Source organism: Alcaligenes sp. Me129, from assembly GCF_050487245.1.
In the GTDB taxonomy this organism is placed as follows: domain Bacteria; phylum Pseudomonadota; class Gammaproteobacteria; order Burkholderiales; family Burkholderiaceae_B; genus Alcaligenes; species Alcaligenes phenolicus.
The window spans coordinates 72,863-87,242 of sequence record NZ_JBKQGX010000018.1 but is presented as its reverse complement, the minus strand read 5'-3'; the positions used below and the strand labels follow the sequence as shown (position 1 = coordinate 87,242).

Genomic DNA, 14,380 nt, shown 5'->3' with positions numbered 1-14,380 from the left:
AGTCTCTAAGTCTCTAAGTCTCTAAGTCTCTAAGTCTCTAAGTCTCTAAGTCTCTAAGTCTCTAAGTCTCTAAGTCTGCACTCATGAGAACACCAAACATCTCAACACATCCTCTCTAGTAGAAAAAACCCAGCTTTCTCTCACCGATAGAACGTCCTCGACACCGACACGCTCTCTCTATATAGAGGACAAAGACACACCTGCAGAAAGCAACTACAGAGACACAAGCTCACCCAAGGCAGGGCTACAAACACAGCTCCCCCTCCTATCTACTCTATATATAGAGAGATCCTCCCCCCTTACGCCCCCAAGCAATAAGCTAATCCCCAATTCATTGTTATTTTCTGTAGCCACGTTCATTACCATTCCTTATGCACTTAATCCTCTAAGCAGGCCCCTGCTTACTCAAGAGAGTAATAATGATCAAACCAATCCTCATCTCCTTGGCATTTGCATTCAGCGCGGTCCTGGCACCGACTGCTTCCGCAGAGCCAAGCACACCCGACACGGCAGCCAAACCAGCCGCCTTGATCTCGGCTGGCGACCTGGCCACCAAGCTGGATCAAAACAATCTGCGCATTCTGGATATCCGCACAGACAAAGAATATGCAGCAGGCCATGTACCAGGTGCCGTCCACACTCCATATGGAGCCTACCGCGGCCCAGCCGAGAACGCCGGTGCTCTGCGCTCCGAAGCCGAGCTGTCTGCCCTGTTCAGCAAAGCCGGCATTTCCAAGGACAGCTACGTTGTCGTCACCTACGCGGGCGCGAACCCCACAGACTTCGGCGCAGCAGCACGCGTGTACTGGACACTGAAAGCTGGCGGCCTGACCCAGCTATCCATTCTGGACGGCGGCCTGCAAGCCTGGGAAGCCGAAGGCAAAGCCCTGAGCAAAGACACCCCCACTGTCACCCCCACCGAATTCAGCTACCACTACAACAAAGACATGGTGGTCAGCACACAAGAAGTCGCTGACTACATCAAGAACGGCCAGGCTCCCGTCCTGCTGGACGCTCGCCCAACCGAATTCTTCAAAGGCGAAAAGCGCGTTGACGCCGCCGCCCGCTACGGCACCCTGCCCGGCGCACGCGAGCTGGACTTCAACAGCTTTTTCCGTAGCGACAAACCTGTCCTGAAAGACACCGGAGAACTCGTCAAGATCGTCAAAGAACAAGGCCTGGACGACAAACCCACCGTTTCGTTCTGCAATACCGGCCACTGGGCTGCCACGAACTGGTTTGTCCTGTCCGAACTGGCCGGCAACCCTAACGTGAAGCTCTACCCCGAGTCCGTCGTGGAATGGAGCCGCAGCAACTTGCCTATGGATAACCAGCCCTCCCGTTTCGAAGTTCTGAAACTCGATGCCAAACGCGCCATTAACTAAAGAAATCGATCATGCTTTATCTGACTAGACTGGGCTTTATCCTGGCCAGCCTGGCCCTGATTGTTGGGGTCGCTCTGGTAGGTGGACTGCGCCAAGGCCTGCTCGCCCTGCTGGGGATTGGCTTTGGTGCCGTACTGCAAGGAGCCCGTTTCGGTTTCACGACCGGATGGCGCAACTATATCGAGCGCCGTGACCCTCAAGGTATCTGGGCACAAATGCTCCTGCTGGTATTGGCCGCCGCCTTCACCCTACCCTTGATCGCCGATAGTGGCGGTGAGCTGGTTGGCGCGATTGCCCCATTGACCATCAGCCTGGTATTGGGCGCCTTTCTGTTTGGCGCTGCCATGCAACTGGCCGATGGCTGCGGTTCCGGCACTCTCTACAAAGCAGGCGCAGGCGCACCGATTTCCTTTGCAGTTCTGCCTACCTTTGCCATTGGTAGCTTTCTAGGCGCATCGCACCAGCCCGGCTGGATTGCCCTGGGCGGCCTACCCGCTATCGACCTGACTGTGTCCTTGGGCTGGCCCACTGCCTTGTTGATTACCGTACTAGGCTGCGCCGCCGTATCCTGGTTCGTCGGCCGAGGTGCACGTCGCCATCGGAAAGAGCAAAACAGCCCACCTGCCAAATGGGAAATGCGCTGGTGGATGGGCGCTTTGCTGCTGGCCGTGCTGTATGCCATTCACATGATCGTCGCAGGCCAACCCTGGGGCATCGTCTATGGTATTGGCTTGTGGGGCGCAAAAGTATTCTCGGCTCTGGGCTGGTCCCCAGTTGGCGACGCGTTCTGGGGCGTGGCTCCACATGCACAACGTCTGGCTGAACCCGTCCTGGCTGACGTTACTTCGGTCACCAACTTTGGTTTGATTTTGGGCGCCATGGCAGCCTCACGCTGGAATCATCCTGCCAATTTCAAATCCCCCAATGCCCGCACTTTGTGGGTAGGCGCAATTGCGGGCCTGGTGATGGGCTACAGTGCCCGTATGGCCTTCGGATGTAATGTGGGCGCATTCCTGGGAGGCATCGCCTCGGCCAGCATCCATGGCTGGGTCTGGTTTGCACTGGCCTTTGCCGGGTCCATCATAGGCGTGCGCATTCGTCGCCGCGTTAATCCTTGAGTCGTGCAAGCATGAGCAAAACTACTTTCCGCCTTATTACCAGTACCTTCTGGCTGGTCGTTGTCTTGCTAGTTGTCATGGACAGCCTGCAAGACTATCCCTACCGCCCCGAGCCCGCCCCCATTGCCTGGGGTAGTGGACAAGCCGCTAGCGGCGGCCACTGCTCGGGTCGATAAGCCGGGGCCTACCCGGCCTGCCCCCCCCTGATGGGAGAAAACCTGGCAGCCTTACTTGGCTGCATCGGGTTTCACCCTCAGGGGTTTTCCTTTGGGTGAAGGAAAGTGCCTCCGCTTGTAGTAGCAAACCGACAGCCTGCATTGCCCGCCCCCACGCAAGCACCAAGGCACAACGTAGCAAGCACTGAGCCGTGCTAGCATCAGACAGATTTTCCAACCTTCTGCTGTCATGCTGACCTTCCTTCGCACCACCTTTAGCCGCAGCCTGCGCATGTTTTATACCGTTGCGCGCATCATGCTCCCCATCATGATTGCGGTGCGTATTGCCGCGCAACTAGGCTTGATCGAGCAAGTCGGCAAGCTGATAGGCCCGATCATGGCGCTGGTTGGACTGCCAGCCGAAGCCGGGATCGTCTGGGCCACCACCGCCCTGGCCGGTATATATGCCGGCATAGGCTCCATGGCAGCCTTGGGTGACAGCTTGAGTTTCAACGTGGCTCAAATCAGCGTCTTGGGCACCATGATGCTATTTGCACACAATATGCCCATGGAGCAGGCCATTGTGCGCCGAGCCGGAGCCAGTTTCTGGTTTACGGCCGCGCTACGAATTGTCTGCGCCTTGCTGTACGGCGCTCTGCTGGCCTGGGGTTTGAACAGTACCGGGCTGTTGCAAGAGCCCGTGTCACTTGCCTGGCTTTACGGGCAATCCAATGCCACGCAAGGTGGTTGGCAAGGCTGGGCAGACTGGCTGTGGGGGACGGCCAGTTCCCTCTTCATGACCTGGCTGATTATTCTTGGCTTGCTGTTAATCCTGTCAGTCCTGGAGAAAATCGGCTTCACCCGTTTGCTGACCCGGCTTCTGCTGCCCTTGCTGCGTTTTTCAGGACTGGAAGAGCGAGTCGCCCCCACAACCACGATTGGTGTGTTGCTGGGCCTGAGCTACGGCGGTGCCCTGATTATTGATGAATCCCGTCAACAAAATTACAGCCCCCGAACGCGCCTGCTGGCCTTGTCCTGGCTGTCTTTAAGCCATTCCCTGATTGAAGACACCATTCTTATTCTGGCTCTGGGTGCCAACATCTGGGTGGCCCTGGTCGGCCGACTTGTTCTGACCTTGCTGATTATTGGCCTGATGGCCCGTCTGACATTACCAGGTAGCGCCCTGTACAGACGCTACCTTGCTTCTGCTTCGCACCCTCAGGATGCTTAGCTTTTGACCAGCAGATCCTGAAAACGCTGATAGAACTTCTTGAGTTTGGGCGCAATCACCATCTGGCAATAGGCTTGCTCGGGGTTCAAGGCAAAATAATCGTGGTGATAGTCCTCGGCTTCCCAGAAAGTGGAGCTGTCGAGCACATGCGTCACGATAGGCGCATCAAACTGCGACTTGCTCTCTTCAATGACTTCGAAAGCCTGACGACGCTGTTCTTCGTTTTGGCAAAAAATGGCAGACGCATACTGCGGCCCCTGGTCAGCACCCTGACGATCGGGCGTGGTAGGGTCGTGGGTCAGGAAAAATACCTCCAGCAAATCCCGATAGGAAATAACAGAAGGATCAAACTCCACTTTGACCACTTCGATATGGCCGGTCTGCTTGCCACAAACCTGTTCATAGGTGGGATTTTCCACATGGCCGCCACAGTATCCGGGCACCACCGACTGCACACCTCGCAGGGCCTTGAACACCCCTTCAGTGCACCAAAAGCATCCGCCACCTAATATGGCTGTTTCCTTCATGAATTCTCCTTTGTTGACGAATTGGCTAGACTCAGCAACCAGGCGGCAATAGCTTGTGCTTGCTCGGCGCTGATCCGGTTTTGAGCAGGCATGGGAATAGCTCCCCAGTTCCCCCGGCTACCCTGTTGAATTTGTCGCTGCAAATACGCCCGGGTTTCCTGCGCCGGACCTGGCGCGTAGCGCTGGGCGATCTCCCGAAAAGGAGGCCCCACCCGTTTACGATCAATCTGATGACAGGACAAGCACTGCGCCTGCACGATATCCATCAGCGCTACCGTATCAGCCTTTGCCGCAGGATTAAAACTCAGCAACCCACAAAAAACTACTAATGGTAAACAGCTGGCCCAAGAGACTGAATGCAGCATGATCCTTCCCTTACAATTTACCCAGCCCTGGTCTGGGCTCGCAGTCACGCTATTATCTGATATTCATCTCTGTAATGGGCACGCATGTTAATTCACCCGCAGTTTGATCCCGTCGCCATACAACTTGGACCCCTTGCCATTCATTGGTATGGCTTGATGTATTTAGTGGGCTTTGGCCTGGTGTGGCTGGCTGGCACGGCGCGTATCCGCGCGGGCTATGCCTTGCTGACTCGCAAGGACCTGGAGGACCTGATCTTTTACTGCGTTCTGGGCGTGGTGGCGGGCGGGCGTCTGGGCTACACCCTGTTCTATCAACCTTCCTATTACCTGTCGCATCCGCTGGAGATTTTGTATGTCTGGCAAGGCGGCATGTCCTTTCATGGCGGCCTGATCGGCGTGCTGGTCACGATTGCGCTTTTTGCCCGTAACCGCCAACGACGCTTTCTGGAAGTCAGCGATTTTCTGGCACCCTTGATTCCACTGGGACTGGCGGTGGGTCGTCTGGGTAACTTCATCAATGGCGAGTTATGGGGTCGCCCCAGTGATGTGTCTTGGGCCATGGTGTTCCCGCAAGTGGATGCAACGCCCCGCCACCCATCGCAACTGTATGAGATGGCTCTGGAAGGCATTGCCCTGTTTATCTTGCTATGGTGGTTTACGCGCCGTCCACGCGCCGTGGGTCAGACCAGCGCCCTGTTCCTGATCGGCTATGGTTTCTTCCGCTTCATGGTGGAGTACACCCGCGAGCCAGACGGCTATCTGGGTCTGCTCAGCGCCGGCTTATCGATGGGGCAGTGGTTGTCCTTGCCCATGATTGTGGCTGGCCTGGCTCTGTTTGCGTATGCCAGCAAACGCGGTGTTACGCCCGGCAGTCAGCAATAAACAAAGCAGCAGAAAAGAAAAAGCCCGTCCAGATATCTGGACGGGCTTTTTTTGCAGGTGCCCCACCATTGCCGTCAAGACCGGCATCCTGGAACCGAGGGTCCAAGATCGGTTGTCATCAAGCCAGCTTCGGGTTCGTCGACGAGGACGATCGCTCCTACTGGCTAATCCAACAACCTGTATGCCAAAAGCATTGGTTCAAGGAATGTATGGTCGTGTCACGAACACGGCAGGGACTTACTGGGATGAAGCAGCTCGCGAGGGACAACAAGGAGCTGCTTGCAAATTCGGTTTAGCGCGATGTGCCCGAAGGCTCGATGACATCGTCAATCATCGCGTGCATGTCTTCAATTTTACGCTTGAAATCGCCAAAAGCAACATTGGCCAGAGGACCATCAGGTGCTTTAGCAGATAAAAACTCGCTGGCGATCTGAATAGCGGCCATAACAGCGATACGTTCGTTGCCCGAAACGCGGCCCGAACCCTTGATGGATTGCATGCGCTGGTCTACCAGTTTGACTGCTTCCAGCAAGCGGGCTTTTTCAGATGGAGGGCATGCCAGAGAATAATCGCGGCCCAACAGGGAAATATCAACTCGTTCCATGACTTACTCCTGTACGGCACCGGGTAAACGCATCAGGATCGAACCGATCTGGTCACGAGCCTGTCCTGCCACATCGCGCAACACACCCATGCCGGCGCGTGCACTGTCCAACTCGCGACGCAAGGCAGCTACCTGGGCCTGCTCTTGTTCAAGCAGCTTTTTCAGTTCAGCCTGATCAGCTTGCGCTTGTTGCTGCACCACATCCAGTTGACGCTGATGCGAAGCAACACCGGTGGACAGGGACTCGAACTCGTCCTGTTGACGACGATTTTGCTGGCGCAAGGCGTCCAGCTCGGCATCCTGAGTTTTCAGACGAGCTAATAATTGAGCGCGTTCAGCGTTGAGCTGACGAGACTGCTCTACCAGTTGACCGATACGGTCAGCGAGAAAGTCGAGATCTTGCAACATGGGCCTTATCGTAAACCATTGCTAGCGTTACTGGGTAGAGGAATTTCATACTAATGATAACCTTTCACCCATCTTTCCATTACCTTTCAAAATTCTTTCAAAGCATGCCATCCACCTGCGAACACGCTCCCAAAAAACCCTAAATTTCCGGAATTACCGGGAAAACCCTTAAAAACTAGGGTCATCTCAGGGTTTCCAGTCTTCAAGTGCTCCATTACCATGCGTCACCTCTGCTCAATGCAGTCGGCACAAGCAGAGTGTGGAGTTCGCTCCACCATAAAGAAGCTGACACAGGAAAAAGGAAAACCAATGCGCAAGGCAGACAAGGAGAATCCACCTTATGCAAATTAAAAATAAACAGGACTTCTGGTCCGGGGTCATGTTCGTGGTCGTGGGCGCCGCTTTCGCGCTCGGGGCTACCAGCTACTCGATGGGAACAGCCGCCCGCATGGGACCCGGCTACTTCCCCTTCTGGCTTGGTGTATGCCTGAGCTTGTTAGGGGCGGTTGTCACTTTGGGCTCGATGTCTGCCAAAGCAGAAAACACCGAGGTAGAGAAGTTTAACTGGAAAGTGCTCTTCGTTATCATCGGCGCAGTCGTGCTTTGCGGTCTGACACTGAACTCGCTGGGTGTTTACATCTCCATTTTCCTGCTTGTACTGCTCAGCAGCTTTGCCAGCCATGAATTTAGTTGGCCTATTGCACTGGGCGCAGCTATCTTTTTGGTGCTGTTCGTCTGGTTGGCATTCATCAAGGGCCTGGGGCTGGTGTTCCCCTTGTGGCCAAGTTTTCTGGCCTGATTGGAGGTGAACGGAAATGGAATTATTTGACAATCTGCTGCTGGGCTTCTCGGTGGCGTTCACGCCCGAGAATCTGGCCTACGCCTTGCTTGGTTGCATACTGGGTACGTTGATTGGCGTGTTGCCTGGCATTGGCCCTGTGCCCACCATCGCTATGCTGCTGCCCATTACCTATGTGCTGCCCCCCGTTGCTGGCCTGATCATGTTGGCGGGTATTTACTATGGCGCTCAATATGGTGGGTCCACGACCGCCATTCTAGTTGCTCTGCCGGGAGAAACCTCGGCGGTGGTGACGGTACTGGACGGACACCAGATGGCACGAAATGGCCGGGCTGGTGCTGCCTTGGCCATCGCCGCCCTGGGCTCTTTCTTCGCTGGTTGTGTGGCCACGGTGCTGCTGGCCGCTTTTGCGCCGCCCTTGGCTGAAGTCGCCTTCAAGTTCGGGCCGGCGGAGTATTTCTCATTAATGGTCTTGGGCCTGGTCGGTGCTGTGGTGCTGGCTTCGGGCTCCCTGCCCAAAGCTATCTGCATGATCTTGCTGGGTCTGCTGCTGGGTATGGTCGGTACAGACGTGAACTCCGGCGTGGCCCGCTACGACTTTGGTATTCCAGAGCTGCAGGACGGTATCGACTTTGCCGTGGTAGCCATGGGTGTGTTCGGTTTCTCCGAAATCATGAACAACCTGGAACTGGGCGACCAGCGCGTTGAGATCACGGGCAAGGTAGGTAGCCTGTACCCCAACAAGCAAGAGTTCAAAGAGTCCTGGCCTGCCGTGGTCCGTGGTACTGCCATGGGTTCTTGCCTGGGTATCCTGCCCGGTGGTGGTGCGGTCTTGTCCTCTTTTGCCTCCTACACACTGGAGAAAAAAATCTCCAAGAATCCGGAGCGCTTTGGTAAAGGCCACCCTGCCGGCCTGGCAGGTCCCGAGTCAGCCAATAACGCAGCGGCCCAGACCTCTTTCATTCCACTGCTGACCTTGGGTATCCCTGGTAACGCCGTGACTGCCCTGATGATTGGCGCGATGACCATTCACAACATTCAGCCCGGCCCACAAGTGATGACCAGCCACCCAGAGCTGTTCTGGGGCCTGATCGCCTCCATGTGGATTGGTAACCTGATGTTGGTCATTCTGAACCTGCCACTAGTCGGTCTGTGGGTGAAACTGCTGAAAGTTCCTTACCGCCTGCTATTCCCCGCTATTTTGGTGTTCTGCACGGTCGGTGTGTACTCGCTGAACTACAACGTGTTCGATATTTTGGTCACCGCCGCCTTCGGTTTAGTTGGCTATGTGTGGTCCAAGCTGCGTTGTGAAGGTGCTCCGCTGCTGCTGGGGCTAGTTCTAGGACCAATGATGGAAGAAAACTTCCGCCGCGCCCTGCTGCTATCCCGCGGTGACTACACCACCTTCCTGACGCGTCCGCTGTCCTTATCATTGCTGGTTCTAGCTGCCATTCTGGTTGTGATCGTAGCTCTGCCGTCCGTGAAGAAAAAACGTGAAGAGACCTTCGTCGAAGAAGACTAAGGCACAACCGGCGGTTCTCTGGTTTGAAAGCTCTCCCGAAAGGGAGCCCTCAAACCGGCGCAGTTAACAAAAAGCAGAAAGGCCTGATTTCATCTCTCCACGAAATCAGGCCTTTTGCTTTGTCAGTGGGTTCAGCCACTCCGTCTCAAGACAGCTCAACCACTGAAGCGCAGAACGCCTCCAAAGGCAAACATCAAGCAGCCAGAACTGCCTGTGTGCACAGCCTTCGCAACAATGGCACCAGAGTGACGGCAACATACGGTCTGCTCCCAGCAAAAACAACAAAGGCCTGAACTCCTTGCGGAATTCAGGCCTTTGATATCAGCCCAGCTTACATCGTGCCTTGACGGCGCTTGTAGAAGTTACCGATATGCATGGCCAGCAACACAAGCACGGTAGAGATCAGAATCATGATGATCCCCAGCGCCGAGAGCTTGCCCCACAAACCATCTTCGGCGTAGCCCAGCACCTGGACCGCCAGCACTTCCGTACCGGGACGAGACAGTACCACCGATACCGTCAGCTCACGAATGAACATGGTGGCCATCAAGATCCAGGCAGACACCACACCGGGAATCAGCAAAGGAATAATGATGCGGCGCATGGTCGTCCAGGAACTGGCCCCGGCTACGGCCGATGATTCCTCCAGGTGAGCATGGACCTGCACAAAAGCGGCCGACAAGGGTCGAATACCGTAAGGCAGGTAGGCGGCGATATAGGCCAGCAGCAAGGCGGTCAGCGTGGCATACAAAGGCGTTTGCACGAAGAACCACATGAAACCGATACCGATCACAATCCCCGGGAAGGAGAAGGACAGGAAGCTCAAGGTATCCAGCAGCGCCGCCGCTCGCGTGCGCAGCTTGACCACGACATAGGCTACAAACAGCGACAGCAACACACCCAGACTAGCCCCGACCACGGCCAGGAACAGACTGTTCTTCATGGCCACTTTGGAGATCGGGTCTTGAATGACATCAATCCAGTTCGCCCAGCTCATCAAGGAAAAAGCGCGAGCGCTAGGCACCATGGAGTACGGAATCATGGAGGTGTAGAGCAGCACGGCCACCGGCAGCACCACCATCAGCAAGCTGATAATGCCCACGATAATGAACAGAGGGATTTTCGCGCGGCGCAGTTCAAGCTGGGTGGGTTTGAAGCCACGGCTGGAGATCGTCACATACTTGCTGCTTTCTTTCGTCATGTAGCGGTACAGCACGATCAGGGCTATGGAGGCCGACAGCACACTCATGCCCAGCGCCGCCGCTTTTCCGTAGTCCGGCGCAAAGCCCGTTGAGATCATTTCGAACAGATACGTGGCCAGCACATCCACTCGACCCGGCGTACCCAGAACACGTGGCACGGCATAGGAAGCCAAGGCCCGCACAATCGCAAGAATAAAGGCCGCCATGATGGCTGGACGCAGAATCGGCAGGGTAACCCGCGTCAGGGTACGCCACAGGCCACCCCCGAACACACGCGAGGACTCTTCCATGGAAACGTCAAACGAGGCCATGGCAGGCGCGATGATCAGATAGGCCACGGGCATGTTCAACAAGCCCTCGACCAGAATCATGCCCCACAAGGAATAAATGTTCAGCGGCGCTTCTTGCAGGCCCAAGGTGTCCTGCAAGAACATATTGATCAGGCCGTTGGACGGATTCAGCAACAATGCCCAGCTCACCGAGAACAGCAAGTGCGGAATCATCATGGGAACGATGGACAGCACCGTGAACACCCCTTTCATGGGCATGTTCGTACGCGTATTCAGGTAGGCCAGGAAAACAGCCAGCGCAGTAGAGAGCAGGGACGAGCCCAGTACGAAAACCACCGTATTGAAGGTGACTTCCAGCAAGAAGGGATCGGTGTAAGCGGCTACATATTTAGCCGTGGTGAAGGAACCAAAAGCCGTCAAGCCCTGCGAGAAGCTGCCCAGCAGCAACATCAGGACCGGGCACAGCGTCAGAAAGCCAACAATCAGAATAAGCGACCAGCTAAGTGGTCTGCGTGTGTGATTCATGATGTCCCGCCCTTATGCCGACAAGAGCATGCAATGTTCAGGGTGCAGGTTAAAGCGCACGGTATCGCCTTCCTTCACCTTCACATCAGGATCGATACACACCAGGAGCTGTTCTTTACCAACCTTGACCTCGGCCTCGTAGGACTCACCCACGAACTCCAGGGCCTGGACTTGGCCGTGGAACAGGTTCTGCCCCACTTCATTGGCCTGGCTGCTGACACGGATAAATTCCGGGCGAATGCACAAGGTAACTTCGGTGCCCACGGGCAGGTCACGCTTCTTGCAATGCAGTTGGCCCAGTTCGCATTCCACAATGGTGGAGTCTGCACGCTGCTCCAACACCTTGGCGCTGATCTGGTTGGCACGACCAATAAAGTCCGCGACAAAGCGGTGGTCGGCATCAAAGTAAATTTTTTCGGGTGAGCCAATTTCCAGAATCTTGCCACCACGCATCACGGCGATGGAGTTGGACAAGGCCAGCGCCTCGACACGATCATGCGTCACGTACACAGCTGTAATGTCCAGACGGCTCAGAAATTCGCGCAGTTCTTTACGGGTTTCTTCACGCAGCTTGGCGTCCAGGTTACTGAGCGGCTCATCAAACAGAATGACTTTAGGCTCGGCCACCAGAGCTCGGGCCAATGCCACACGCTGCTGCTGACCGCCGGACAGGCGCGTCGCGGAGCGCTGATCCACCCCTTCCAGCTGCACAAACTTCAGGATGTTCGCCACTTTTTCGCGAATCACCTCTTTGCGCTCGCCACGCACTTGCAGTGGGTAAGCGATATTGTCGAACACCGTCATGTGCGGCCAGATAGCGTAGGTCTGGAACACCATGCCCAGACCGCGCTTTTCCACCGGCACAGCAATATTCTTGGCGCTGGACCAGACAATCTCGTCCCCAATGCGGATTTCACCCTCGTCTGGGGTTTCCAGCCCCACAATGCACCGCAGCAGTGTGGTTTTGCCGCAGCCGCTAGGTCCTAACAGTGTGAAAAACTCATTAGCGGGAATCGTCAGGTTGATATTGTCCAAAGCTTTGAAGGTTTTGCCCTCTGAGACATAGGTCTTGCTCAGGCCGGTAATTTCAATTTGCATAATGAGTAAATGTTTTCAATAAAAATGAGGCGAGGCGCCAAGGCGCCCCGTTCTTGACGAACCCGTCGTACTGTCGCGCCGCTTAACGGACGGCGAAGATACGGCTGAATTCGCGGCCCCAGCGGACCAGTTCTTCGTCGCTCAGGTCGCGAATAGGCTCGACCTTGGCTTGATCGATACCCGCTACCGGAGGATGCACCCCTGGAGCCAGCACATATTCGCCCACCTTGTTGGCCAGAATGCCCATGGCTTCATTGCCCAGCCAGTAGTCCAGGAACACGCGGGCCGCATCAGGATGTGGTGCGTTCTTGGTCAGGGCGATGGCACGTGGAGAACCCAGCAAGGGCTGATCCGACATGGGGCCCCAGGCCAATGGCGCAGGCGACTTGGTCACGATGTACTTGGGCATGGAAATGGCAATCAATTTCTCGCCACTTTCAACAGGAGCGGGAGTCGGGCCAAAGGACGCCACAAACATGGGCTTGTTGGCAGCCAGACCTTTCAGGAAGTCCAGCCACTGTTCTTCGCTGCTAAAGACTTTTTCCTTCAGTCCAATCAGCCAGCCAATAGTGGATGGATGGTTGGACGGGTTGGCCATCACAATCTTGTCTTTCCACTTGGGATCGGCCAGATCTTCGTAGCGTTGCGGAGCGTCCTCGGCTTTGAGGTGGTCCGTATTATAGATATAAGACACATATTCAATGCCAAATTGAATAATCGAATCGTCTTGAACGGCCCACTCCGGGTAGCCCTGTATGGCTTCGGACTGATGAGGAATCAGCACGCCCTGCTCTTTGAGCAGTTGCAACATGGGCAGAGGAGCCTGAACCACGTCCGCCATCAACTTGCCGGCGTTGAACTCGGTCAGGATAGTGGGGATGAACTTGGAACTGGAAATACGAGTGTATTTGCCTTCAATGCCTTGCGCTTGTTGCAAAGCCTTCATGATGGGCTCTACGGCCGTGATGTTGGCGTAGAAAACAGCCTGGCCCTGAGCCTTCGCTTTTTCCAGTACAGCGGCATCTGCCGCCCACGCCGTCCATGGCAAAGAGGTACTCATAGACGCCAGTCCGGTGGCACCCGCCAGCTTCAAGAAACGACGACGATCGAAAGTGGTCATAGGATTCAAGTTCCAGTTAATTAGCCAGGAAATTATCTGCGCCCATCATAATCCAGACAGGCAAATTCCATTTATTACAGATCTATGTTTGGTTTAGAACATGAGGGGCCTGATGCCGTCAAGCTTCAAACGCCTTGCCGCTTATTCACGCAGGCGACAATCCCGCTTAAAAAGCTGCGCTAAGCTGTATATCCGAACATGATTATTCTTAAGGAGACCCACGCCATGACCCCATCCATTCAGCCAAAACACTATGAACCTGGCAGCCCGCAAAAAGTGGCGTTCATTGGTCTGGGAGTGATGGGCTATCCGATGGCAGGCCATCTGGCTCAGGCCGGCCATCACGTGACGGTATACAACCGCAATCAGGCCAAAGCGGAACAATGGAGCACGGAATTCAAACAGGCATGGGCGGCCACCCCGGCCCAGGCAGCGGCACAAGCCGACATCGTGATGGCCTGTGTGGGAAATGACGATGATTTGCGCGCGATTTTTCAGGGGTCAGACGGCGCGCTGGCTGGTATGAAAGCTGGCAGCCTGTTTATCGACCACACCACCGCCTCCGCCGAAGTTGCGCGGGAGTTAGGGGCACTGGCCGCCAGCAAGCAGGTCGCATTTGTCGATGCGCCGATTTCCGGCGGACAGGCCGGAGCCCAGAAAGGCATGCTCAGCATTATGTGTGGTGGCCAAACGGAAGATATGGAGCGCGCCCGCCCCCTGATGATGAGCTACGCCCAGGCTTGCACCCTGATGGGGCCATTGGGATCGGGACAGCTATGCAAGATGGTGAACCAGATTGCCGTCGTCGGCCTCTTGCAAGGTCTGGCTGAAGCCATGGCTTTTGGTGAGCGAGCCGGGCTGGATATGGAGCAGGCCCTGTCTGTCCTGACCAAGGGTGCAGCCCGCAGTTGGCAAATGGAAACCAAAGGACCCACGATGCTGGCCAGAGACTTTCAACCCGGCTTCACGGTGAACTGGATGTTGAAAGACCTGGATCTGGTAGAACGGGAGGCTCAGCGCAATGGGGCTCAACTTCCAGCAACCCGCCTGATCCAGGAACAATTTGCGAAAATTGCCGAGCAAGGCCACCGCGATTGGGATATCTCTACCCTGTTCCATCTTCTGGCCCGCCCAAACAACGCGGCTTGA

General features: G+C 55.7%; 15 protein-coding genes and 1 other RNA gene. 8 read left to right on the top strand and 8 right to left on the bottom strand.

The features are described from left to right. Positions 1-419 precede the first annotated feature (419 nt). From ACLPGZ_RS16615 to ACLPGZ_RS16600, 4 genes are all read left to right on the top strand, one after another. Positions 420-1,385: a sulfurtransferase gene (locus ACLPGZ_RS16615; RefSeq protein ID WP_009454928.1), complete on the top strand. Its 966-nt coding sequence runs from the start codon at positions 420-422 to the stop codon at positions 1,383-1,385. An 11-nt stretch (positions 1,386-1,396) separates the two neighbouring features. After that, positions 1,397-2,503, top strand: coding sequence for a YeeE/YedE family protein (locus ACLPGZ_RS16610; RefSeq protein WP_060186627.1), 1,107 nt, complete (start codon positions 1,397-1,399; stop codon positions 2,501-2,503). An 11-nt stretch (positions 2,504-2,514) separates the two neighbouring features. Continuing rightward, positions 2,515-2,679, top strand: coding sequence for a hypothetical protein (locus ACLPGZ_RS16605; RefSeq protein ID WP_009454924.1), 165 nt, complete (start codon positions 2,515-2,517; stop codon positions 2,677-2,679). Positions 2,680-2,908: 229 nt separating this feature from the next. Further along, a complete protein-coding gene (locus tag ACLPGZ_RS16600; RefSeq protein ID WP_045931214.1) occupies positions 2,909-3,889 on the top strand; it encodes a membrane protein in 981 nt (326 codons plus the stop codon). On the opposite strand, the gene msrA is transcribed toward ACLPGZ_RS16600, so the two are convergent. Then, the gene (gene msrA, locus ACLPGZ_RS16595) at positions 3,886-4,416 is read right to left on the bottom strand and encodes a peptide-methionine (S)-S-oxide reductase MsrA (RefSeq protein ID WP_429641684.1); all 531 of its coding nucleotides are present in this window, start codon (positions 4,414-4,416) and stop codon (positions 3,886-3,888) included. The two genes, ACLPGZ_RS16600 and msrA, sit on opposite strands and share 4 nt — an antisense overlap. After that, positions 4,413-4,781, bottom strand: a complete 369-nt coding sequence (locus tag ACLPGZ_RS16590; RefSeq protein ID WP_045931215.1) for a c-type cytochrome — start codon at positions 4,779-4,781, stop codon at positions 4,413-4,415. The genes msrA and ACLPGZ_RS16590 overlap by 4 nt, the downstream gene beginning before the upstream one ends. Before the next feature lie 84 nt (positions 4,782-4,865). Between ACLPGZ_RS16590 and lgt the strand changes: the two genes are divergently transcribed. Further along, positions 4,866-5,663, top strand: coding sequence for a prolipoprotein diacylglyceryl transferase (gene lgt / locus ACLPGZ_RS16585; protein WP_321301447.1), 798 nt, complete (start codon positions 4,866-4,868; stop codon positions 5,661-5,663). Between the two features lie 55 nt (positions 5,664-5,718). On the opposite strand, the gene ssrS is transcribed toward lgt, so the two are convergent. From ssrS to ACLPGZ_RS16570, 3 genes are all read right to left on the bottom strand, one after another. Next, positions 5,719-5,902: non-coding RNA, 6S RNA (ssrS, locus tag ACLPGZ_RS16580), on the bottom strand. A 53-nt stretch (positions 5,903-5,955) separates the two neighbouring features. Then, entirely contained in the window at positions 5,956-6,267 is a 312-nt protein-coding gene (locus tag ACLPGZ_RS16575) for a cell division protein ZapA (protein ID WP_042489348.1), read from the bottom strand. 3 nt (positions 6,268-6,270) lie between these two features. Continuing rightward, the gene (locus ACLPGZ_RS16570; RefSeq protein WP_042489345.1) at positions 6,271-6,675 is read right to left on the bottom strand and encodes a hypothetical protein; all 405 of its coding nucleotides are present in this window, start codon (positions 6,673-6,675) and stop codon (positions 6,271-6,273) included. A gap of 340 nt (positions 6,676-7,015) precedes the next feature. Between ACLPGZ_RS16570 and ACLPGZ_RS16565 the strand changes: the two genes are divergently transcribed. Both ACLPGZ_RS16565 and ACLPGZ_RS16560 read left to right on the top strand, forming a co-directional pair. Beyond that, positions 7,016-7,474: a tripartite tricarboxylate transporter TctB family protein gene (locus ACLPGZ_RS16565; RefSeq protein WP_063692262.1), complete on the top strand. Its 459-nt coding sequence runs from the start codon at positions 7,016-7,018 to the stop codon at positions 7,472-7,474. 16 nt (positions 7,475-7,490) lie between these two features. Beyond that, entirely contained in the window at positions 7,491-8,996 is a 1,506-nt protein-coding gene (locus tag ACLPGZ_RS16560) for a tripartite tricarboxylate transporter permease (protein ID WP_042489339.1), read from the top strand. 331 nt (positions 8,997-9,327) lie between these two features. On the opposite strand, the gene ACLPGZ_RS16555 is transcribed toward ACLPGZ_RS16560, so the two are convergent. The 3 genes from ACLPGZ_RS16555 to ACLPGZ_RS16545 form a co-directional block, all read right to left on the bottom strand. Then, positions 9,328-11,013 carry an ABC transporter permease gene (locus ACLPGZ_RS16555; protein ID WP_311220204.1) on the bottom strand — a complete coding sequence of 562 codons (1,686 nt, stop codon included), beginning with the start codon at positions 11,011-11,013 and terminating at the stop codon, positions 9,328-9,330. Between the two features lie 12 nt (positions 11,014-11,025). After that, entirely contained in the window at positions 11,026-12,111 is a 1,086-nt protein-coding gene (locus ACLPGZ_RS16550; protein WP_042489331.1) for an ABC transporter ATP-binding protein, read from the bottom strand. 82 nt (positions 12,112-12,193) lie between these two features. Next, the gene (locus ACLPGZ_RS16545) at positions 12,194-13,231 is read right to left on the bottom strand and encodes an ABC transporter substrate-binding protein (protein ID WP_042489328.1); all 1,038 of its coding nucleotides are present in this window, start codon (positions 13,229-13,231) and stop codon (positions 12,194-12,196) included. 225 nt (positions 13,232-13,456) lie between these two features. Between ACLPGZ_RS16545 and ACLPGZ_RS16540 the strand changes: the two genes are divergently transcribed. Next, a complete protein-coding gene (locus ACLPGZ_RS16540) occupies positions 13,457-14,380 on the top strand; it encodes an NAD(P)-dependent oxidoreductase (RefSeq protein ID WP_063692266.1) in 924 nt (307 codons plus the stop codon).